Origin of the sequence: Eubacterium xylanophilum ATCC 35991, from assembly GCF_000518685.1 — a bacterium.
GTDB classification, from domain to species: Bacteria; Bacillota; Clostridia; order Lachnospirales; family Lachnospiraceae; genus Eubacterium_F; species Eubacterium_F xylanophilum.
The window spans coordinates 28719-50441 of record NZ_KI912471.1; the positions used below are offsets into that span (position 1 = coordinate 28719).

At 38.9% G+C, this 21723-nt stretch carries 19 protein-coding genes; all 19 read left to right on the top strand.

Translation table 11 applies throughout. From position 1 onward, the window contains the following. The first annotated feature begins 1 nt into the window (after position 1). The 19 genes from pgsA to L877_RS12775 all read left to right on the top strand — a co-directional run bounded on the left by pgsA (position 2) and on the right by L877_RS12775 (position 21259). Positions 2-553, top strand: coding sequence for a CDP-diacylglycerol--glycerol-3-phosphate 3-phosphatidyltransferase (pgsA, locus tag L877_RS0108560; protein ID WP_026835710.1), 552 nt, complete (start codon positions 2-4; stop codon positions 551-553). Next, on the top strand, positions 546-1040 hold the full coding sequence (locus tag L877_RS0108565; RefSeq protein WP_026835711.1) for a CinA family protein: 495 nt from the start codon (positions 546-548) through the stop codon (positions 1038-1040). Before pgsA ends, L877_RS0108565 begins: the two co-directional genes overlap by 8 nt. Before the next feature lie 9 nt (positions 1041-1049). Continuing rightward, positions 1050-1583: a hypothetical protein gene (locus L877_RS0108570; protein WP_026835712.1), complete on the top strand. Its 534-nt coding sequence runs from the start codon at positions 1050-1052 to the stop codon at positions 1581-1583. A gap of 17 nt (positions 1584-1600) precedes the next feature. After that, positions 1601-2836 (top strand): BaiN/RdsA family NAD(P)/FAD-dependent oxidoreductase, encoded by a 1236-nt coding sequence (locus L877_RS0108575; RefSeq protein WP_278244194.1) that lies wholly within the window; start codon positions 1601-1603, stop codon positions 2834-2836. A 3-nt stretch (positions 2837-2839) separates the two neighbouring features. After that, the gene (gene cmk / locus L877_RS0108580) at positions 2840-3499 is read left to right on the top strand and encodes a (d)CMP kinase (RefSeq protein ID WP_026835714.1); all 660 of its coding nucleotides are present in this window, start codon (positions 2840-2842) and stop codon (positions 3497-3499) included. Further along, the gene (gene ispH / locus L877_RS0108585) at positions 3499-4371 is read left to right on the top strand and encodes a 4-hydroxy-3-methylbut-2-enyl diphosphate reductase (protein WP_034785485.1); all 873 of its coding nucleotides are present in this window, start codon (positions 3499-3501) and stop codon (positions 4369-4371) included. Before cmk ends, ispH begins: the two co-directional genes overlap by 1 nt. Continuing rightward, the gene (gene rpsA / locus L877_RS0108590) at positions 4338-5483 is read left to right on the top strand and encodes a 30S ribosomal protein S1 (RefSeq protein WP_026835716.1); all 1146 of its coding nucleotides are present in this window, start codon (positions 4338-4340) and stop codon (positions 5481-5483) included. Before ispH ends, rpsA begins: the two co-directional genes overlap by 34 nt. A gap of 31 nt (positions 5484-5514) precedes the next feature. Continuing rightward, positions 5515-6300 carry a CheR family methyltransferase gene (locus L877_RS0108595; RefSeq protein WP_026835717.1) on the top strand — a complete coding sequence of 262 codons (786 nt, stop codon included), beginning with the start codon at positions 5515-5517 and terminating at the stop codon, positions 6298-6300. Positions 6301-6396: 96 nt separating this feature from the next. Further along, positions 6397-7398 (top strand): phosphate acyltransferase PlsX, encoded by a 1002-nt coding sequence (gene plsX, locus L877_RS0108600; protein WP_026835718.1) that lies wholly within the window; start codon positions 6397-6399, stop codon positions 7396-7398. Between the two features lie 28 nt (positions 7399-7426). Continuing rightward, positions 7427-8119, top strand: coding sequence for a ribonuclease III (gene rnc, locus L877_RS0108605; protein WP_026835719.1), 693 nt, complete (start codon positions 7427-7429; stop codon positions 8117-8119). Continuing rightward, positions 8120-11680, top strand: coding sequence for a chromosome segregation protein SMC (gene smc, locus L877_RS0108610; RefSeq protein WP_026835720.1), 3561 nt, complete (start codon positions 8120-8122; stop codon positions 11678-11680). A gap of 12 nt (positions 11681-11692) precedes the next feature. Then, positions 11693-12637 carry a signal recognition particle-docking protein FtsY gene (gene ftsY, locus L877_RS0108615; RefSeq protein WP_026835721.1) on the top strand — a complete coding sequence of 315 codons (945 nt, stop codon included), beginning with the start codon at positions 11693-11695 and terminating at the stop codon, positions 12635-12637. 23 nt (positions 12638-12660) lie between these two features. After that, a complete protein-coding gene (gene ilvA / locus L877_RS0108620; RefSeq protein ID WP_026835722.1) occupies positions 12661-13881 on the top strand; it encodes a threonine ammonia-lyase in 1221 nt (406 codons plus the stop codon). A 17-nt stretch (positions 13882-13898) separates the two neighbouring features. Beyond that, complete coding sequence (gene hisZ, locus L877_RS0108625; RefSeq protein ID WP_026835723.1) at positions 13899-15110, top strand: ATP phosphoribosyltransferase regulatory subunit; 1212 nt, start codon at positions 13899-13901, stop codon at positions 15108-15110. 18 nt (positions 15111-15128) lie between these two features. Next, a complete protein-coding gene (gene hisG / locus L877_RS0108630; protein WP_026835724.1) occupies positions 15129-15776 on the top strand; it encodes an ATP phosphoribosyltransferase in 648 nt (215 codons plus the stop codon). Between the two features lie 6 nt (positions 15777-15782). Then, complete coding sequence (locus L877_RS0108635) at positions 15783-17105, top strand: amidohydrolase (protein ID WP_026835725.1); 1323 nt, start codon at positions 15783-15785, stop codon at positions 17103-17105. 23 nt (positions 17106-17128) lie between these two features. Then, entirely contained in the window at positions 17129-17923 is a 795-nt protein-coding gene (locus L877_RS0108640; protein ID WP_026835726.1) for a hypothetical protein, read from the top strand. A 1-nt stretch (position 17924) separates the two neighbouring features. Further along, complete coding sequence (locus L877_RS0108645; protein ID WP_026835727.1) at positions 17925-18974, top strand: S66 family peptidase; 1050 nt, start codon at positions 17925-17927, stop codon at positions 18972-18974. Between the two features lie 29 nt (positions 18975-19003). After that, on the top strand, positions 19004-21259 hold the full coding sequence (locus L877_RS12775; RefSeq protein WP_051437773.1) for a glycoside hydrolase family 127 protein: 2256 nt from the start codon (positions 19004-19006) through the stop codon (positions 21257-21259). Positions 21260-21723 lie beyond the last annotated feature (464 nt).

Genomic DNA, 21723 nt, shown 5'->3' on the forward strand with positions numbered 1-21723 from the left:
TATGAATACGCCGAATAGATTAACTACTTTAAGAGTTATTATGATTCCGGTATTTGTGTTTTTATTACTTTGGAAGTCATATGAATATTCAGAATACTACGCCGCTGCAGTGTTTGTATTGGCGTGTATAACTGATTTTTTGGACGGCTATATTGCCAGAAAATACAATTTAGTAACGACTTTTGGAAAGTTCATGGATCCGTTGGCGGACAAGCTTTTAGTTAATTCTGCGCTGATTTGTTTTGTGGCAGACAGTACTTGTCCTATGCCTGCATGGGTTGCGATAATTATCATTGCCAGAGACACCATAATCAGCGGATATAGGCTGATTGCAGCAGAGAAAAATATAGTAATCTCTGCGAGCTATTGGGGCAAGGTCAAAACAGCGACTCAGATGGTCATGGCGATTGTATTGATTCTTGACTTCCAGTTTAAGTATATTGAGATTATCGAAAATGTTCTGATATATGCAGCGCTTGTGCTGACAATTATATCATTGGTTGATTACCTTTATAAAAATAGAGATGTTCTAAGGGATGAGAAAAATGTCTAGAGAATTGACAAAAGAATGCTTGCAAGATTGGATTGTCAAAGAATTGACAAAACAACATGCTACTATAACATGTGCCGAGTCATGTACCGGAGGGCTTATAGCAGGTGCTATTATAGATTCTCCGGGGGCATCAGCTGTATTTAACGAATCATATGTCACATATGCCAATGAATCAAAGATGGGTTTGTTAGGAGTTAGAGAAGAGACTCTTGAGAGATTTGGTGCTGTGAGTGAAGAGTGTGCCAGAGAGATGGCATATGGAGCAGCTAAGAGAGCAGGTGCAGATGTTGCCATATGTTCTACCGGAATAGCCGGACCGGACGGAGGAACACCGGAAAAACCGGTTGGATTAGTTTATATTAGCTGTTTCTACCGAGACAAGGTAGTGGTTGAAAAGCTTAATTTGAGTGGCTCAAGATCTGAGATAAGAAGAGGAGCGGTTGACTTGGCGCTAGAGTTGGTAAAAAAGTGCATTACAAGTATTTGAGGTGAAAAATTGAAAAAACAAATTAGACATTTTCTCACAGTTTTAATGGTGGTAGTTGTACTGGGCGGATGTAATTATTCATTGTATGATGATGAGGAAGAGTTGACAACAGAAGATATACAACAAGCTTCTCAGGCAACTTTTCCGGTGGAAACTCCCGACAAGTCCAAGGAAATGAAAGCGATTTCCATATATACATTTGACGACAAGGAAGAAGTTATTCAGCCGATTAATATTAATGTAGAACAAAAGAGAATTACGTTGGAATTTATTCTCAATAAAGTAATTGAGAATCTTGATGTCAAGGTTAGTATCAAGGAAATTTCTGTGGACAACAAGAAAGCGATAATTGTATTTGATTCCGGTGGGGCTCCGATTAAAGGTACTTCATCGACTGTAGAAACTCTTATTTTAGATTGTTTTTCCAATAGTATATTGGATAATATATCATATGTTGATTCCATTGTATTTAGGACAGATAAGGGAGCTTATCGTTCGGATAACATGGAATTGGGCAAGAATGAGATCTATAGTTCAAGATAGAGATGTAGGAGATAGTTTTGGATAGATTTGATTGTTTGATAGTTGGGGCCGGAGCAGCGGGACTTATGGCTGCCATAAAGGCGTCGGAAGATGGTCGGAAAGTATGCATTGTGGAGAGCAATGAAAAAGCAGGAAAAAAGATCTATATAACCGGCAAAGGTCGATGCAATCTTACCAATGCCTGTGATCCTGATAGCTTTTTTGATAATATAATTTCCAACAAGAAGTTTATGTATAGCAGTTATTATTTTTTCGACAATTTTCAAACGATAGAGTATTTTAACAGTTTGGGACTTCCTACCAAGATAGAGCGCGGTGACAGAGTTTTTCCTGTATCCGATAAGTCCAGTGATGTCATAAAAGTCTTGGTTAACAAGTGTAGGGAGAACGATGTCGAAGTACTGTACAATACAAAAGTAGATAAATTGATAATAGAAGATGGTGAAGTCAAGGGAGTCTTGACAAGTGGCGGTAAGGAGCTTTTTGCACCGCAGGTCATCGTTGCCACCGGTGGTAAATCATATCCGTCTACCGGATCCACGGGAGATGGTTATAGGTTTGCGAGAGAGTCGGGGCATGAGGTGACTGATTTGATTCCCGGACTAGTGCCGATGAATATAAAGGAAAAAGATTGTCAGGAGATGCAGGGGCTATCCATGAAGAATGTGGAGCTCACATATGTGGATGTCAAAACCGGAAAAACCATTTATAGTGGTTTTGGCGAGATGATGTTTACTCATTTTGGGATTACGGGTCCCTTGGTATTATCTGCATCAAGTGTTTTGGGGAAAGCTAGAGATGTCAAGGTGATTCTTGATTGCAAGCCTGCTCTCGACGACAATAAACTAGATAAACGCATTTTGAGAGATTTTTCAGAACGCCCTAATTATGAATTGAAAAATGTTCTGGGAGCATTGTTGCCTCGAAGCATGGTGCCTGTCGTCATCAAACGGTCGGGGATTGATGCTTCGAAGAAGGTAAACTCTATTACCAAAGAAGAACGCGCTGCCCTTGTGAATGTGATTAAGAGAATGGAATTTAGCTTTGCCGGCTTCAGAGAGTTCCGTGAGGCTATAATTACCAGAGGCGGCGTAAGTATCAAGGATATTAATCCACATACGATGGAAAGTAAATATATTAAAGGACTGTATTTTGCCGGAGAGGTGATTGATGTTGACGCGTTGACAGGAGGTTTTAATCTCCAAATTGCGTGGTCTACGGGAGCACTTGCTGGCAGTCAGAGAGGAGAATAAGTAATGAATATCGCAATTGATGGACCAGCTGGAGCGGGAAAGAGCTCTATTGCAAAGATAGTAGCAAAGAAGTTGTCTTTTATATATCTTGACACAGGTGCAATGTATAGGACTACTGCCTATTACTTTTTAAAAAATGGATTGAACCCTAGTGACAAGGAACTTGTAGAATCGAAGTGTGATGATATAAATATTGAGATCAAGTACGAAGATGGTGCACAGCAGGTATATCTCAACGGAGAAAATGTTTCAACGGAGATAAGAAATGAGGAAGTTGGAAATAATGCCTCTGTTGTCGCAGCATATGGAAAAGTTCGCGAAAAGCTCGTAAGTCTTCAGCAGAGTATCGCCAAGTCCAATGATGTAATCATGGACGGAAGAGACATAGGTACAGTTGTTCTTCCGGATGCAGAGCTTAAGATTTATCTCACTGCTTCGTCAAAGGAGAGGGCTTCAAGAAGATTCAAGGAGTTGACAGAAAAGGGCGTGGCTTGTGACTTTGATAAGATTGAGCAAGATATAATTGCAAGAGATGAACAAGATATGAATCGCGAGATTTCGCCACTTAAGCAGGCAGATGATGCTGTGCTGGTTGATTCATCATATATGACAATTGATGAAGTTGTAAATAGAATTTTGGAGTTGACTGAGGAGAGAAGATAATGCCTAAAGTGACATTGGCCAAGACGGCAGGGTTTTGCTTTGGAGTAAAGAGAGCTGTGGATATCGTCTACCAAGAACTTGAGAAGGGAAACAAGGTTTGTACCTTGGGACCAATCATTCATAACGATGAAGTGGTAAATGATATGATATCCAAGGGAGTAAAAGTTATTGCTGAAGAAGATATAGCTAAGGAAAATCTCCGAGGATATACAGTGATCATAAGATCTCATGGAATTTCCAAAGAAGTACAGGATGAACTTGAGGCATCAGGGTGTAATGTGGTTGACGCCACCTGCCCGTTTGTAAAGAAAATTCACAACACGGTGAGTAAATATGCTGCGGAAGATTATGATATAGTGATAATTGGCAGTAAAGATCACCCAGAAGTTCAAGGAATTCTCGGTTGGTGCAAAAACAAGGGCAAAGCCCTTGAAAGTGCCGAGGATATCGAGGTTTTCGAGCCTCGAAATGAGAAAAAAAAGGTTTGTGTTGTGGCTCAAACAACATTTAATCAAAAAAAATTTAAAGAATTAGTTGAAATTATATCCAAAAAAGGTTATGATATAATTGCTGTTAATACTATATGCAATGCAACGGCGGAAAGACAAAACGAAGCACAAAAGTTAGCGAGTGAGTCTGATGCTATGGTTGTCATAGGCGGAAAGAATAGTTCTAACACACGGAAACTATACGAAATTTGCAAAAGTCAATGTGAAAACACACATTTTATTCAGACTTTGAAAGATTTGGATACTGAGTTGATTAACTCTGATTTAAGCCTAGGTATTACTGCGGGGGCATCAACCCCAAAAAACATTATTCAGGAGGTTCTAACGGCATGTCAGAAGAAAGAAGTTTTGGAGAATTATTAGAGGAAATGGAGGAATCCTCACAGGCGATTCACAACAACGCCATTGTAGAAGGAAGTGTTATTCTTGTTAACAAGAATGAAATCATCTTGAACATCGGTTACAAGGCTGATGGAGTTCTATCAAAGAACGAGTATAGCAACAATCCGGATGTAGACTTGGAGAAAGAAGTCAAAGTTGGAGATACCCTTAAGGTTAAGGTTCTCAAGGCGAATGATGGTGAAGGTCAGGTTCTCCTTACTTACAAGAGATTACAACAAGATAAGATGAACAAGGTTTTCGAAGAGGCAATGGAAAAAGGAGAAGTTCTCAAGGGAACTGTTGTATCTGCTCTTAAGGGTGGATTGAGTGTATCTTATCAGGAAGGAAGAGTATTCATACCTGCAAGTCTTGTATCAGATATTTATGAAAAAGACTTATCCAAATATCAAGGTCAGGAAATTGAATTTGTTCTTACAGAGGTTAATCCACGTAAGAGAAGAATTATCGGAGATCGCAAGCAGCTTATCATTGCTAAGAAGAAGGAAGCTCAGGATGCTCTTCTTGCTCGTATCGAGGTAGGAATGATGGTTGAGGGAACAGTCAAGAACTTGACAGATTTCGGAGCATTTATCGATCTCGGTGGAGCTGATGGATTGCTTCACATCTCAGAGATGAGTTGGGGACGCGTAGACGATCCTAAGTCACTTTTCAAAGTAGGCGATGTTGTATCTGTAATGATTAAAGATATATCAGGTAGCAAGATTGCACTCACTATGAAGTTGGATTCTAACAATCCATGGAAAGATGCAAGCGTTAAGTATGCAAAGGGAAATGTTGTTACCGGTAAAGTTGCCAGAATGACAGATTTCGGTGCATTTGTTGAGCTTGAGGAAGGCATTGATGCGTTGCTTCACGTATCACAGATTGCTGTTGAGCACATCGAGAAGCCTTCAGATGTATTGAGTGTTGGTCAGGAGATTACAGCGAAGATTGTTGATTTCAACGAAGACGCCAAGAAAATCAGCCTAAGTATCAAGGCACTTGAACTTGATAACGGACGTCAGGAAGATGATGACAACGATGCTGCAGTAGCAGATGTTGATGTTACAGCTGATGACGATGATGTTGAATAATTAATGTCTTTGATTAAAGGGGCGCTTTTATATGGTTCTAGATACCTATGAGGATTTTAAGGTAAAGTTCTATAAATATACTGGACTAGATCTTAATTGTTACAAAGAAGCGCAGATGAAACGAAGAATAGAAAGTTTTCTGTCGAAGAAAAATTGCAGTGGATACGCAGAGTTTATGAGAATGCTTGAGGATGATCGCAAACTCTGCGATGAATTCACTACATATCTTACGATTAACGTATCTGAGTTTTATCGCAATCCAAATCAGTGGTCTATATTAGAGACTGTTGTCATTCCGGAGTTGATCAAGAACAACTCAAGCGGAAGTATAAAGATATGGAGCGCAGCCTGTTCTACGGGAGATGAACCATATACTTTGGCCATGGTATTTAATGAGATGTGTCCCAGAGGGAACTTTGAAATTATTGCCACAGATATAGACATGGACATTATTCGAGTCGCAAAAAAAGGAAGATATTCCGAAAGAAGTATAAAAGGATTGCCAAACAAGTATATTGATAAATATTTCTCCAGAAATTTAGATGGTGAATATATAATATCTGACAGGTTAAAGCAGTTCGTTACTTTTAAACAACATAACCTATTGAGCGATCGTTTTCCAAGTGATGTCGATTTGGTTGTTTGTAGGAATGTGCTGATTTATTTTACAGAAGATGCCAAGGATATGATATATAGAAATATGTACAAATCCTTGAAGAAAGATGGAGTCCTGTTTATTGGTAGTACAGAGCAGATTATGGGCTCAAGAGACTATGGACTTCAACCATTAAGATCATTTTTCTATAGGAAATTCTGATTATAAAGCCACTCAGAGTTGTGCTGAGTGGCTTAAACAATGTGAGACATACGCTAGAGTATGACATTTTTTTGAAATTGAGGGAGGAAGCAGACAATGAGTCAGGTTAAGATTGCTTTAGATGCAATGGGTGGAGATTATGCACCATATGAGACTGTCAAAGGTGCAGTAAACACAGTTAATTCTACAGACAATATTAAAGTAATTCTTGTAGGTAGAGAAGATGAAATCAAAAATGAATTAGAGAGTTACAAATATGATGAGGAGAGAATTGAAGTTGTTCATGCTGAAGAAGTGATTCATATGGGAGATGTGCCTACCAAGGCAATTAGAGAAAAGAAGCAATCCTCACTTGTTGTTGCAATGAAACTTGTCAAGGATGGCGAGGCAGATGCGGTAGTATCTGCTGGAAGTACAGGAGCTATTCTTGTAGGTGGACAGCTTTTGGTTGGAAGATTAAAGGGTATTAAGAGACCACCTCTTGCACCTTTCTTGCCAACAGAAAAGGGATTCACACTGTTAATCGACTGTGGTGCCAATGTTGATGCTCGTCCGGAACATTTATTACAATTTGCAAAGATGGGATCAATTTACTGTGAAAATATGCTTGGTATCGACAATCCTACAGTGGGAATTGTAAACATTGGAACTGAAGAAGAAAAGGGTAATCAGTTAGTCAAGGATACTAAGCCACTTCTTGAAGCGGCTGATGATATCAACTATATTGGAAGTGTTGAAGCGAGAGAGATTACCAAAGGTGCTGCTGATGTAGTTGTATGCGAGGCCTTTGTGGGTAATGTTATTCTTAAATTCTATGAGGGACTTGCCCTGACTATGTTCAAGACATTGAAGCAATCTCTACTAAAAAACTTTAGAGGAAAGATGGCCGCTCTTATGGCTAAACCTGCGTTGTATGCGGTTAAGACAAAGTTTGAAGCCAGCGACCAGGGTGGAGCACCACTTCTCGGTTTAAAAGGCCTTGTAGTTAAGGCGCATGGTAATTCCAAGGCATTTGAGATTGAAGCGGCATTGAAACAATGTGTTCAATTTAGTGAAAAGGAAATTAACCAGAAAATCAAAGATAGTTTGTGTGAGTAGAATCTAGATGGATTTGAGGTGAAGTGCCATGGATACTTTGGATGTATTGCAAGAGATAATCGAATATAAGTTTAAGAATAAATATTTGCTCAAAAATGCTCTTATGCACAGCTCTTATACCAATGAGAAGAAAATGGCATATATAAGCAACTATGAGCGATTGGAGTATCTTGGAGATGCTGTTTTGGAACTTGTCAGCAGTAGATTTATATATGACAATTATCCGGGATACAAAGAAGGAGAAATGACTAAGCTGAGAGCCAGCTTGGTTTGTGAGTATAGCTTGGCAAATGTGGCAAGAAAGCTTGAAATTGGCAAGTTTATTTTGCTTGGAAAAGGAGAGAGAAAGTCCAAAGGTGCTGACAGATCTTCGATTCTCTGCGACGTTGTAGAGGCGATTATAGGAGCGATGTATCTGGATGGCGGCATTTCTTCAGCGGAATCATTTATAATGAAGCATGTTTTAAGTGATATAGATAAAAAACAGCTTTTTCAGGATAGTAAGTCTACACTTCAGGAACTTGTCAAGAAGCTTGGATATGATAGCGTCAAGTATGAGTTGTTATCAGAGACCGGTCCTGAAAATGACAAACAATTTGAGTTTATGTGCATGATTGATGGTAAAGCATTCTGTAGCGGTATTGGAAGAAGCAAGAAGTTGGCGCAGCAGGAGGCAGCATATAAAACTCTCATAAATTTACAAAAACGGAGTAGAATATAGATGTATCTAAAAAGTATAGAAGTACACGGTTTTAAGTCCTTTGCGAATAAACTTGTATTTGAATTTGGAAATGGAATAACGGGAATTGTTGGACCTAACGGAAGTGGTAAGAGCAATGTAGCTGATGCCGTTCGTTGGGTTCTTGGTGAGCAAAGTGCCAAACAGCTCCGAGGTGCAAGTATGCAAGATGTAATCTTTGCGGGAACGCAGATGCGCAAACCTCAGAGCTATGCTTATGTTGCGCTGACTATTTCCAATGAAGATCATAAGTTAAATGTTCCGTATGAGGAAGTACAGGTGGCCAGAAGAGTTTATCGTTCCGGTGAAAGTGAGTACTTACTCAATGGAACAAGTTGTCGACTCAAGGATATTCAGGAGTTGTTCTTTGATACAGGTATTGGAAAAGAGGGATACTCTATTATCGGACAGGGTCAGATTGACAAGATCCTCAGTGGAAAGCCGGAAGAGCGTCGAGAACTCTTTGACGAGGCGGCTGGAATTGTAAAATATAAAAAGAGAAAAGCGAGTGCGGAGAAGAGCCTTGAAGTTGAGAAACAGAACCTTCTTCGTGTTAATGATATTGTTACCGAGCTCGAGAAGAGAGTTGAGCCTCTGGAGAAACAGTCTGAAAAGGCCAAGAAATACTTGCAATTAAAGGATGAATTGAAGCAGTATGATGTGCAATTATTTATCCAGGATTATGAGAATTTCAATGAGGATTTGAAAGAGGCCAATGAAAATATTGCGAATTTGGATAAGGAGCTTCTTGCTCACAAGGCGGAGCAAGAAAAAATCAAGGAAGAGTTTAGTTCTGTAGAATCTCAAATAGAGCAATTTGATCAGGAAATTGAATCAAAGAGAGACAAAGCTAACAAGGATCGCCTTCTTAAAACTAGAATCGAGGGAGACATTAATACTGAAAGACAGAAGATTGTCTCAATCAAAGAAGGAAAGAAAATCTATGCAGATCGCTTAAAGGATATCAATGAGGCTGTTAAGCAGGCCACAAATGAGCGAGAGCAGTATTTACAGGAAAAGCAGGCATTTGCCAACAATGTGGCGAGAATGCGCCAGGATGAAACAGAGCTCCAAAAGGAAGTGGGGGAGTTAGAGAAAGCTTTACAAGATATAGAGAATGAACTCAAGACTCAGACCATTAATGTCAATGATTACAAAGATCAAAAGGCTGAGTATGATATTGAGAAACAGAGATTATCATCTCTGCTCGAACAAAATAAGATTAGTAAAGCTGAGATTAATCAGAGAATTCTTGCAAACAAGAGTGACGTCTCCATAGCTGAGGCCAATATGAAGCAGGAAGAAGAGGCTCTTGATAAGATCAAGTCAGAACATGATGAAGAATTTTTAAAGTGCAAGAAGCTTGAGAATAAAATAGCTGAGTTAAATGAGAAGAAGAAAGCTAACAGAGAAAAGATTATCGAGGCTCAGCGCGATTACCACTTAAAGTCATCCAAGTTAGAGACTTTAAAGGATATTTCTGAGAGATATGAGGGATATGGTCATAGCATCAGAAAGGTAATGGAGAAAAAAGAAGAAAACAAGGGGATTATCGGCGTTGTCGCGGATATTATCCATGTTGATAAAAAGTATGAGACAGCTGTAGAAACGGCGCTGGGAGGAAATATTCAGAATGTGGTAACGGAAGATGAGTATGTTGCCAAGGATATGATTAATTTCCTTAAAAAGAAGAAATTTGGTCGTGTTACCTTCTTGCCATTGACCACAGTAACCAGCAATCCCAAGAGTATCAAGGAAGAAGTCTTTGATGAAAAGGGCGTCATAGGTCGATTGTCAGATTTGGTTGAGAAAGATGACAGATATGATGAAGTAGTCAAATTCTTGATTGGAAGATATATACTTGTGGATCATATAGATAATGCCATGAAAATAGCCAAGAAGTACAACTTTAGGCTTAGAATAGTAACTCTCGAGGGTGAACTCATTAACCCGGGTGGTTCCATGGCGGGTGGAGCATTTAAGAATAACAACAATTTGCTCAGCCGTAAGAGAGAGATGGAACTCTTAGAAGAGGGAATTACAAAAGCATCTGCAGATCTTGATAAGTACAGGTCGAGAAATGCCGGCATTGACGAGGAAGTTGAGAAGATAAATGATCAGATTTCCAAGAAGAATGAGATTTTGAAGGACCTTGATATCAAGAAGAATACTGCCAGAATCAAGTATGAACAAGCAGTGGAAATCAAGGAGAATAAAGAGCGTGAACTCTTGACAATTGTCCATGACAATAGCGACTTGGAGTCGCAGAATATTTCTCTTCAAAACTTGCTTGATGAGATTGAAGAAAAAATCAAAAAATCTGTTACAAATCGTGAAGATGCGGAAGAGATTATTGCCACTAATACAGCTCTGAGAGATGAAAAACAGGTTGTTTTCAAGGAGAGACAAGAGGCTCTTAACGTCACCAAGATGGAAGTTGAGAAGTATGTTCAGAAGAACGAATTCCATGAGGACAATCTCGCCAAGGCAGAGTCGAGACTTCAGGAGTTAAATGAAGAGCTGGACAAAATTCAGAAGACCAATGAGGGCGCAGATGAGCAGGCGGAGAATATGGAATCAACAATTGTTGATTTTGAGAACCGCATGAAGAAAATCGATGTAGAAATCGAAGAGTTGGAAAAAGACGTCTCTGAGGCGAAGGTCAAGAAAGAAGAATTGATGGTGCAACAAAAAGACTTCTTTGACAAACGTGAGAAGCTTGGCAATACCATTAACGAGCTTGACAAGGAGACTTTCCGACTTAATGCAAGAAAAGAGAAATTGGAAGAGCAGATCGAGGGCAAGATCAATTATATGTGGAATGAATACGAGATTTCATATCACAATGCCAAGGAAAATGTTCAGCCAATGGAGCATAGCTATACTAAGATTAAGAGTTTGGTGGCAGAGACTAAGACCAATATTCGCTTATTGGGGGATGTAAATGTAAATGCCATTGAGGAGTACAAGGAGACCAGTGAGCGCTATAATATATTAAAGACTCAACAGGAAGATCTCATCAAATCAGAAGAGGCCTTGAGAAAAATTATCGAGGATTTGGATGTGGAGATGAGAAAGCAGTTCTCTGAAAAATTTGTAGATATTAAGACTCAATTTGATAAGGTGTTCAAAGAACTCTTCGGAGGTGGAAAGGGAACTCTTGAACTAGTTGAGAATGAGGATATACTTGAGGCTGGTATTAAGATTAACGCTCAGCCACCCGGAAAGAAACTTCAGAACATGATGCAGCTTTCCGGAGGTGAGAAAGCATTGACGGCTATTTCTTTGCTGTTTGCGATTCAGAATCTCAAACCGTCTCCATTCTGTCTCCTAGACGAGATCGAGGCGGCATTAGATGATTCCAACGTAAAGAGATATGCAAAGTATTTGCAAAAACTCACCAAGAATACACAGTTTATCGTCATTACCCATAGACATGGTACTATGGCATCTGCGGATGCGCTTTATGGAATAACGATGCAGGAAAAAGGTGTATCTACATTGGTAAGTGTAAAGCTTATTGAGGAGCAATTAGAGGAATAGTGAGGCAGAAATATGAGTGAAAAAAGAGGATTTTTTAGTAAATTAAAAAGTGGACTCGCCAAGACGAGAGACAGATTTACTACTGGAATTGATTCAGTTTTTTCTGGTTTTTCTCAGATAGATGAGGATTTCTATGAGGAGATTGAAGAACTTTTGGTTATGGCTGACATAGGAATTGAGAATTCCATGAACATTATCGCGAGTTTAAAAGAAAAGGTCAAAGAGAATAAGGTCAAGGAGCCAGAGGCTTGTCGTGAATTGCTGAAAGACACTATCAAGGAGCAGATGGCAGTTCCAGATGATGCTTATGATTATGAGAATAGAAAATCAGTCGTACTATTTATCGGAGTAAATGGAGTTGGTAAGACTACAAGTGTTGGAAAACTTGCAGCTCAGTATAAGAATGAAGGGAAGAAAGTTCTTCTTGCGGCGGCTGATACATTTAGAGCGGGAGCGATTGACCAGTTAAAGGAGTGGTCCCACAGGGCTAGCGTCGATATTATAGCAGGACAGGAGGGACAAGATCCTGCGTCTGTTGTATTTGACGCAACAAATGCGGCCAAGTCAAGAAATACAGATTTGCTACTTTGTGATACTGCCGGAAGACTTCACAATAAGAAGAATCTTATGGCAGAACTTCATAAAATATATAAAATAATTAATAGCGAGTATTCAGATGCTCATGTAGAGACATTTTTGGTTGTTGATGGAACAACGGGGCAAAATGCTCTTGTCCAGGCGAAACAATTCAAAGAAGTAGCTGACATAACAGGAGTAATACTAACTAAACTCGATGGAACTGCAAAAGGCGGAATTGCCATTGCTATTCAAGCTGAACTCGGTATACCGGTGAAGTTCATCGGTATTGGTGAGCAGGTTGGAGATATGCAGAGATTTGATTCATCAGAGTTTGTAGAGGCTTTGTTCGACACATCTACAGAGCAAGATAATGAATAAAGATTATTAGGAGGCATTGAGCAATGATAACATTGGACAAATTTGAAGAAGCAAGCGAAAGAGTAAAGGAGGTAATTCTTCCAACTAATTTGATTTACAGCGAGTACTATAGCGCGCAGACAGGTGGAAAGGTATATCTTAAGCCTGAAAATATGCAGTATACAGGTGCTTACAAGGTAAGAGGAGCCTACTATAAAATTAGTACGTTGTCAGATGAAGAGAGAAAGCGCGGACTGATCACGGCATCTGCGGGTAATCATGCACAAGGTGTGGCGTTTGCAGCTAAATTGTTCGGAGTTGATGCACAGATTGTTATGCCAAATACAACACCATTGATTAAGGTCAACAGAACAAAATCATATGGAGCTGAGGTTATCCTTTACGGTGATGTATATGACGATTCATGTAAATATGCATTGGAATTAGCTGAGAAGCAGGGAAGTACATTTATTCATCCATTTGACGATGAAGTTGTTGCAACCGGTCAGGGATCAATTGCAATGGAGATTATCAAGGAGCTTCCAACAGTTGATATTATCCTAGTTCCAATAGGTGGAGGCGGACTTGCTTGTGGTGTATCCACACTTGCAAAACTTCTAAATCCAAATATAAAAGTAATAGGTGTAGAGCCAGCCGGTGCTGCTTGTATGAAGGAATCTCTCAAGCAGGGAAAAGTTGTATCTCTCCCTGGAGTTGATACAATCGCAGATGGTACTGCAGTTAAGACGCCTGGTAAGAATATTTTTCCATATATTCAGGAGAATATTGATGAGATTATCACAGTTGATGATCATGATCTTATTGTAAGTTTCCTTGATATGATTGAGAATCATAAGATGGTTGTTGAGAATTCTGGTCTGTTGACTGTTGCAGCTCTCAAGCAGATGGATATCAAGGATAAGAAGGTGGTTTCTATCCTCAGTGGTGGAAATATGGATGTAATTACAGTATCTTCAGTTGTACAGCATGGATTGATTCAGAGAGGCAGAATATTTACAGTTTCTGTGGAGCTTCCTGATAGACCAGGTGAATTGTTGCACGTTGCAGAGGTAATTGCCAAGGCACAGGGAAATGTTATTCGCCTTGATCACAATCAGTTCGTAAGTATCAACAGAAATTCAGCTGTTGAGCTTAGAATCACGATGGAGGCATTTGGTCATGATCACAAAAATATGATTATGAGACAGCTTAAGGAAGCCGGTTATAAGGTTAAAGAAAAGCAACCAAAGGCTATTTATAGATAAATTTGTTGGAGGAAGAGATGAATTACGAAGAAAATTTATTGTTTACACCGGAAGGTGTGAGAGATACTTATGGCATTGATTGTGAGAACAGAAATATCGTTGAGCACAACGCTAGAGTTCTTATGAACAATTATGGTTTTGAAGATATTCAGACCCCAACATTTGAATTTTTTGATATTTTCAATCGAGAGAGAGGAACTGTGGGCTCTAAGGACATGTTTAAGTTCTTTGATAGATATAACAATACCTTGGTTTTGCGCCCTGATATCACTCCTTCGATTGCCAGATGTGTTGCCAAGTACTATAGCAAAGAGGAAATGCCAATTAGACTCTCTTATGGTGGAAGCACATTTAAGCAGATTCATGGATATCATGGTAAATTGGCAGAGGTTTATCAACTGGGAGCAGAGTTGATAAATGACGGAAGCTCTGATGCAGACGCTGAGATGATTGCACTTACTGTTGAGATATTGAAAAATGCCGGATTAGATGAATTTACAGTAGATGTTGGACATGCCGGTTTTATCAAGGGAATAATGAATGAGGCCGGATTCGATGTCGCTGAAGTAAAAGAATACAAGGATATGCTTTCCAATAAGAATATTTTTGCGGTTGAAAGATTTGTCTCTGATAAAGACATATCGGCTTCGTTGAAAGAACTCTTGATTAAACTTCCTGACTTGTTTGGCGGAATTGAGACTATAGATTATGCACTTGAAAGAGTTAATGACAAAGAGGCAATAGATGCACTTGAGAGATTGAAGACAGTTTATCAAATTCTGACTATTTATGGTGTTGAAGGAAATGTCACATTCGACTTGAGCACACTCAGTAATTATGATTATTATACCGGAATTGTTTTCAAGGCATATACCTATGGAGCCGGTGAAGCCATCGTTAGCGGTGGACGTTATGACAATCTAATCGAGCAGTTTGGCAAGAAAGCTAATGCGGTTGGGCTTGCATTGCTTCTCGATCAGCTCATGAAGGCGATTGACAATCAGAACAAGAATAAAGCCATAGAAAAAGATGGCATACTTATCTTGTTCCGTTCCAATAATCGTCAGAAGGCGATAAGCATCAGCAATGAATATAGGAATCAGGGAAAGAAAGTTGTTCTTATGCGAAAAGCTGCTGATTTTGATAATGAAGATTATAAGAAATATGCAGAAAAGAGAAATTTGGCAGAAGTTGTTCTTGTTAATGATGACGAGATTATCAATATATAATAAAGGAAACGGTGTAAGATGAAATATATTACTATTGCATTGGCTAAGGGAAGACTTGCCAAACAAACTCTCGCTTTGCTTGAGCAATCAGGTATAACATGCGAGGAAATGAAGGATAAGGATACTAGAAAACTCATATTTGTCAATGAAGAATTAAAACTCAAATTCTTCTTGTCAAAGACTTCAGATGTGCCTACATATGTGGAATATGGTGCGGCTGATATTGGAGTTGTCGGAAGTGATACTATCTTAGAAGAGGGAAGAAAAGTTTTAGAGGTTCTCGACCTTGAACTTGGTAAATGCCGCATGTGTGTTGCCGGCCCTGCTTCTGCCAGAGAGTGTCTTGAGAAAAATGAGATTATACGCGTTGCTTCAAAGTATCCCAATATAGCAAAGAATTATTTTTACAATCAGAAGCATCAAACAGTGGAGATTATCAAGCTCAATGGTTCAGTAGAGCTTGCTCCTATCGTTGGATTGTCAGAAGTGATTGTAGATATTGTTGAGACAGGCTCCACACTCAAAGAAAATGGTCTTGAAGTGTTAGAGGAGATATGCCCATTATCGGCAAGAGTAATTGTAAATGAAGCAAGTATGAAACTTCAGCGTGAGAGAATCACGCAGATTGTAAAGGATTTACAGAGTTCAAAGAAGACGGAGGCATAGTAGCTTATGAGAATAAGAATATTTAACGCCAATATTCTTACCATGAAAGATGACAAGATCATCTTCGGTGAGATAATTATTGAAAACAACAAAATCCAGAATATCATAGAGTACGGAGAGAATTCGAGTTACTTAGATTATGGTAATTATGGATTAAATAGTGACAATGAAAGAGTTAAGTGGGATAGACAGATTGATGCCAATGGAAATCTGATTCTTCCAGGATTTAAAAATGCTCATTCACATTCGGGAATGACATTTTTGCGATCCTATGCAGATGATCTCCCTTTAAATGAATGGTTGTTTGACAAGGTATTTCCTTTGGAAGCAAAGATAAAAAACTATCCTGAGGAGCTATATTGGTGTAATATTCTTGGTAATATGGAGTACTTATCTAGTGGTATAACTGCCAACTTTGATATGTATATTTTCAATGAAGTTTCTGCAAAAGCGTCAAGAGATTCTATGTTCAGAACAGTTATGGTTGATAGCATAAATGACTTTGGAGGAACTCTAGAGCAGCTCGAAGAAGACTATTTGAAATACAATGAATATGACGAGTTACTTAGTTTTAAACTTGGTTTTCACGCTGAGTATACAACAAAAAAAGAAACACTTCAGGGCATTGTTAACCTTGCGCACAAGTACAAAGCGCCAATCTTTACTCATCTTTCTGAGACTAAAAAGGAAGTTGACGAGTGCGTAGAGAGATATGGCAAAACTCCCGGAATATTTCTCAACGATCTTGGAATGTTTGATTATGGCGGAGGCGGTTTTCATTGTGTACATCTCACAGAAGAAGAGATGGAGGTTCTCGGAAAGAAGGATTTCAATGTTGTGACGAATCCTGCTGCCAATCTCAAGCTTGCAAGTGGAATTGCCCCAATAGAAAAGATTAGATCCTATGGAATTAATGTTGCAATTGGAACTGATGGACCAGCGGGAAACAATGCATTGGATATTTTTAGAGAAATGTTCCTCGTGACAGGACTTCAGAAGGCAATCACAGAAAAAGCTGATGTTTTGGATGCATTCGATGTATTGAAGATGGCCACTGTGGGAGGTGCAAAGGCAATGGGACTTGATGATGCTGATGTATTGGCACCTGGAAAGCTTGCAGATTTGGTAATGCTAGATGTACATAAGCCTAATATGACTCCTGGAATCAATCCTGCAAAGAGCATTGTCTACAGCGGTAGTAAGGACAATGTAAAACTCACAATGGTAAATGGTCGCATCTTGTATGAAGACGGAAAATTTAACATAGGTGTTGATCCGGAATATGTATATAATAGAGTAAATAATTGTATTAATAAAATATCCGAATAATTGATGAATGGAGGGTTATCATAATGAAAAAGATATTTTCAACTGCAATTATAGTATTTATGTTGATGCTTGCTTGTCCGCTCATAATGGAAAATACTGCTGATGCGGCGAAGTACAAGAGCACAATGTCCCAAAAGGTTGGAAAAAAAAGATACTATGCATCTATTCTCGGACAGAGAAATGTTGGAAAACAGAAACTTAGAATAGTATTATATAATCTAAATGTAACATATAAAAAGAAGAAAAAAGTGATTGTCAAGAAGATCGCCAAGAATACAACAGGTGTATTTGTTACTAATAAGGAGTATATTTATTATTCACAGGTCAGAGGTGCCAAGAATGCTTTTTATAGATATAATATAAAAACAGGCAAGAGAGATAAGATTTTCAAAGAAGCCAAAGCTGCTATATGTGGATATGGCAATGGAATAATTTATTATGGCATATATAACAAGGATTACGAGACGGGAACTGGATTAAATGCATTTTGTTACAATGTGAAAACTCGTGCCAAGACTAATATCGTAAATAATGTTGATGATATTATTTATCAATCCGGACATGTATTTGCACTTGGTGCCAAGAATGAGCCTAGCAATACTAATATATATGTCTATGGCAAACTCGGAAAAAATGGAAAAGTTTTGGGAAAAGCTCTTTCCATCAAAATAAAGAAAAAGAAGATTCTTGCCATGGAGTATAAGGCTGGGAAGATTCCTAAGCAGAGAGTTGTCAGTTATTCATTTAATGGCAAGAAAAAGAAAGTATTAGTTGATTGGACAGCTAATAGCAAGAAGATAAATAAGGTATATAAGTAAGATGATTTATCCTGATTTTTTGAAGAATAATGATAAGATACTCGTAACAGCCCCATCGGGTGGGAATTACAAAGAAATGGATTTGTTGCGAGTTGATAGAGCCAAGGAAACCCTCGAAAACAAGGGATTTAGAGTTGAGTTTACTGAAAATGTCAAGCAGAATGACGGCCGCGGAAGAAGTAGCTCCAAAGAAGACAGAGCTAGGCAACTCATGCAAGGATTTATCGACCCGGAAGTGAAGTTTATTCATTCCGCAAAGGGCGGAGACTTTTTGATGGAAGTCATGCCGCTCCTTGATTGGTCTGCTATTGAGGCGAATCCAACGTGGTTTCAGGGATTTTCTGACAATACATTTTTAACATATATAATTGCCACCAATTATCACATAGCAACGATTTATGGAAATCACTTTAATGACTATGCTATGGAGCCTTGGCATGATGCCGTCAAGAATAATTGGTCAATTATTACAGGTGAAAATATAATCCAGAAGACCTTCGATATGTATGAAGATGGTTTTTATGACAAAGAGAAGGTGACAGATGGATATATAACCGATAAGAAGTCAAAGCCAATACTGTTAACTGACGGAAAGACTATCTGTAAGACAGAGAAAGATTACAGTCAATCTGTAGAAATGTCAGGTCGTCTGATTGGCGGATGTATGGACGTGCTCTTGAACATATGCGGAACCAGGTATGACCGAACCAGAGAGTATGTGGATTCATACAAACAAGATGGATTTATATTCTATCTTGAGAGCTTTTCGTTAGATACAGATTCTGTTGCCAGAGGACTGTGGCAACTTGATGAGGCAGGGTGGTTTGAGCACTGCAAAGGATTTATCTTTGGTAGACCGTGCATGTGTGAAGCCTATACGGATCATACTTATGCAGAATCAGTGCTGACTATTTTGGAAGAGAAAAATGCTCCGATAATTCTCGATGCCGATATCGGACATAAATCCCCGCAGTTTACCATAATCAATGGGGCTAAGGGAAACATACAATTGAATAATAATACAATAAATCTTTCTGTTAATCTTTGTTAGGATATGGAAGGTAAAAAAAGGAGATATTTATGTTAAGGGAATATGATTTAGACAGGGTTATTGTAAGGGACGCATATTTGGAAAATGCATTTGAAAAGGAGTTAGATTACCTGAGAGATTTTGACACAGACAGGCTTCTTGCAGGCTTTTATGAGACTGCGGGATTAAAGCCTAAGGCGCTTAAATATCCAGGTTGGGAGAGTTCGGAGATCCGTGGACATAGCATAGGACACTATCTAATGGCAATCGCCCAAGCGTACAAAAAATCAAAAGATAAAATAATTAAGACCAAAATCGACTCCATGGTTTTGGGGCTTAAGGAAGCTCAGCTTGAGAGTGGATATTTGTCTGCATTTGATGAGACCTTATTCGACAATGTAGAACAAAAGAAACCATGCTGGGTTCCTTGGTATACAATGGATAAGATTTTAAATGGATTATATGGTTGTGCCACTTTGGCTGACAACAAGGACGCCTATGAGATTCTTGACAAGCTTGGAGATTGGGTTTACTCAAGAACAAGTAAATGGGATGAAGATACAAGAGCTACAGTCCTTGCAGTTGAGTATGGTGGAATGAATCTAGCCATGTATCAAGTATATGAGTTGACAGGCAAGGGAAACCACCTAGCTGCTGCCCATGCCTTTGATGAGGAAACATTGCTTGAGCCTATACATAATGGTGAAGATATTCTCAATGGTAAGCATGCCAATACAACTATTCCTAAGATTGTCGGAGCATTAGAGCGTTATATTGCAATGGGGCAAAAGGAATCAGAGAAGTTTTACCTTGAGACGGCAATGGCCTTTTGGGATATGGTTGTTGAACATCACACCTATATCACTGGTGGAAACAGCGAGTGGGAGCACTTTGGTGAACCATTTGTGTTGGACAGAGAGAGAACAAATTGCAATTGTGAGACTTGTAATACCTATAATATGCTCAAGCTCTCGAGAAATCTATTTGCAATTACACTGGATAAGAAGTATATGGATTTCTATGAAAATACATTTATCAATGCTATTTTGTCATCTCAGAATCCTGAGACAGGCATGACAATGTATTTTCAGCCAATGGCGACAGGATATTTTAAGGTATATTCCACTCCTTTTGATTCATTCTGGTGCTGCACCGGAACGGGTATGGAGAACTTTACAAAGCTGGGAGATACTTTCTATTTGCATGATGATGAAAGTATATATATTAATTGTTATTTTTCATCTGACCTTGAGACAGAAGATGGAAAAATAAGTATAAACAGCAGCATAATAGAAGGAGGAGAAGCAAGAATTACAGCGGATTATCCCGCAAAACTTCGACTTAGAAAACCTGATTGGGCCTTTGAAGATGAGATTATGATAGAAGATAATCTCCTTGATATCAAGCCTCAGAATGGCTATTATATAGTTGATTTAAATCCGGGTGAAGAGTTAATATATCGCCCTAATATGAGAGTGATTGGCCATACGCTTCCTGATAATAAGGGGGCTGTGGCATTCAAATACGGACCGGTTGTATTAAGTGCAGCCCTTGGTAAGGAGGATATGAATCCAAGTAAGACGGGAGTCGATGTAACTATTGCCACCAAAAACTTTGATATAGATGACTTCTTGATTATAGATAAATGTTCCGATGATACGAGAAGTGAAGAGGCGATAGTTGCCGAATTTGTATCAAATGCCAATGAATATTTTGAAAAAAAAGATGACATGACGTTTATCTTAAAGGGAACAGATAAGCCATTGGTATTTAGTCCGCATTATAGACAGCATACGGAGAGGTATGGAATATATTGGCAATTGTGCACAGAAGATTCTGATACTCTTAAAGCTCATAGAGAGAGACTTGCCAAACGTGCTTTGTTCGAGAGTTTGCAGATTGATTCTATTCCAATCGGAAATGATCAGTATGAGCTCACCCATAACATCCAGGGCAAGGATACCGGCGCATATACATTTAATGGACTTATGTTTCGCCATGCTTGGGGAAAAGAGGGTTGGTTTTCATATGATATGAAGGTCGATGGAGATGGACCTAATTTCTTGTTGGTTAAGTATATAAGCAATGATCATGGAAGAGTATTTGATATCTTGATTGACGGCAAACCTTTTGTTGAAGCCAAAATTGAGAATAGAATTCCCGGTGAGTTTTATGATGAGTATTATGAGATTCCTGAGAAATTTACTAAGGGAAAAGATAAAATCAATATCAAGTTTGCAACCAAAGGCGATGGGTATGCGGGCTCCATATATGACAGATTATATATTCTTTCAAAGAAAGTTTGATTGTGAATTGTCTTACGAACGACGTGAGTAAGACCAGCGCTATGATCTAAATTAGGAGATTTTATTAAAATTCTTTGTTAATTGAGAAGGCGTGAGGGGCATGCCTATTTGAAAAAAGAAGATTTGGCATGCCCCGAGATGGGGAGAGACTTGATTGAGAAGGCGTAAGGGGCATGCCTATTTGAAAAAAGAAGATTTGGCATGCCCCGAGATGGGGAGAGACTTGATTGAGAAGGCGTGAGGGGGCATGCCTATTCGAAAAAGAAGGATTTGGCATGCCCCGAGAGGGAAAAAGACTCGATTGAGAAGGCATGAGGGGCATGCCTATTTGAAAAAGAAGAATTTGGCATGCCCCGAGATGATTGCATCAAATCTAAAAATAAGCACACTAATACAAGCCTTATCAAAAAGCAATTTTGAGGATTTTGAATTTACTTTCTGCAAGAACATTGGCAGCACCTTTT

What these genes read in the sequence shown, in the direction of transcription:
- hisZ (WP_026835723.1), top strand. Translation starts at nt 13,899, where the DNA reads ATGAATTACGAAGAAAATTTATTGTTTACACCGGAAGGTGTGAGAGAT.
- L877_RS0108595 (WP_026835717.1), top strand. Translation starts at nt 5,515, where the DNA reads ATGGTTCTAGATACCTATGAGGATTTTAAGGTAAAGTTCTATAAATAT.
- L877_RS0108565 (WP_026835711.1), top strand. Translation starts at nt 546, where the DNA reads ATGTCTAGAGAATTGACAAAAGAATGCTTGCAAGATTGGATTGTCAAA.
- ilvA (WP_026835722.1), top strand. Translation starts at nt 12,661, where the DNA reads ATGATAACATTGGACAAATTTGAAGAAGCAAGCGAAAGAGTAAAGGAG.
- L877_RS0108645 (WP_026835727.1), top strand. Translation starts at nt 17,925, where the DNA reads ATGATTTATCCTGATTTTTTGAAGAATAATGATAAGATACTCGTAACA.
- L877_RS0108640 (WP_026835726.1), top strand. Translation starts at nt 17,129, where the DNA reads ATGAAAAAGATATTTTCAACTGCAATTATAGTATTTATGTTGATGCTT.
- ftsY (WP_026835721.1), top strand. Translation starts at nt 11,693, where the DNA reads ATGAGTGAAAAAAGAGGATTTTTTAGTAAATTAAAAAGTGGACTCGCC.
- pgsA (WP_026835710.1), top strand. Translation starts at nt 2, where the DNA reads ATGAATACGCCGAATAGATTAACTACTTTAAGAGTTATTATGATTCCG.
- cmk (WP_026835714.1), top strand. Translation starts at nt 2,840, where the DNA reads ATGAATATCGCAATTGATGGACCAGCTGGAGCGGGAAAGAGCTCTATT.
- L877_RS12775 (WP_051437773.1), top strand. Translation starts at nt 19,004, where the DNA reads ATGTTAAGGGAATATGATTTAGACAGGGTTATTGTAAGGGACGCATAT.
- rpsA (WP_026835716.1), top strand. Translation starts at nt 4,338, where the DNA reads ATGTCAGAAGAAAGAAGTTTTGGAGAATTATTAGAGGAAATGGAGGAA.
- smc (WP_026835720.1), top strand. Translation starts at nt 8,120, where the DNA reads ATGTATCTAAAAAGTATAGAAGTACACGGTTTTAAGTCCTTTGCGAAT.
- L877_RS0108635 (WP_026835725.1), top strand. Translation starts at nt 15,783, where the DNA reads ATGAGAATAAGAATATTTAACGCCAATATTCTTACCATGAAAGATGAC.
- rnc (WP_026835719.1), top strand. Translation starts at nt 7,427, where the DNA reads ATGGATACTTTGGATGTATTGCAAGAGATAATCGAATATAAGTTTAAG.
- ispH (WP_034785485.1), top strand. Translation starts at nt 3,499, where the DNA reads ATGCCTAAAGTGACATTGGCCAAGACGGCAGGGTTTTGCTTTGGAGTA.
- hisG (WP_026835724.1), top strand. Translation starts at nt 15,129, where the DNA reads ATGAAATATATTACTATTGCATTGGCTAAGGGAAGACTTGCCAAACAA.
- plsX (WP_026835718.1), top strand. Translation starts at nt 6,397, where the DNA reads ATGAGTCAGGTTAAGATTGCTTTAGATGCAATGGGTGGAGATTATGCA.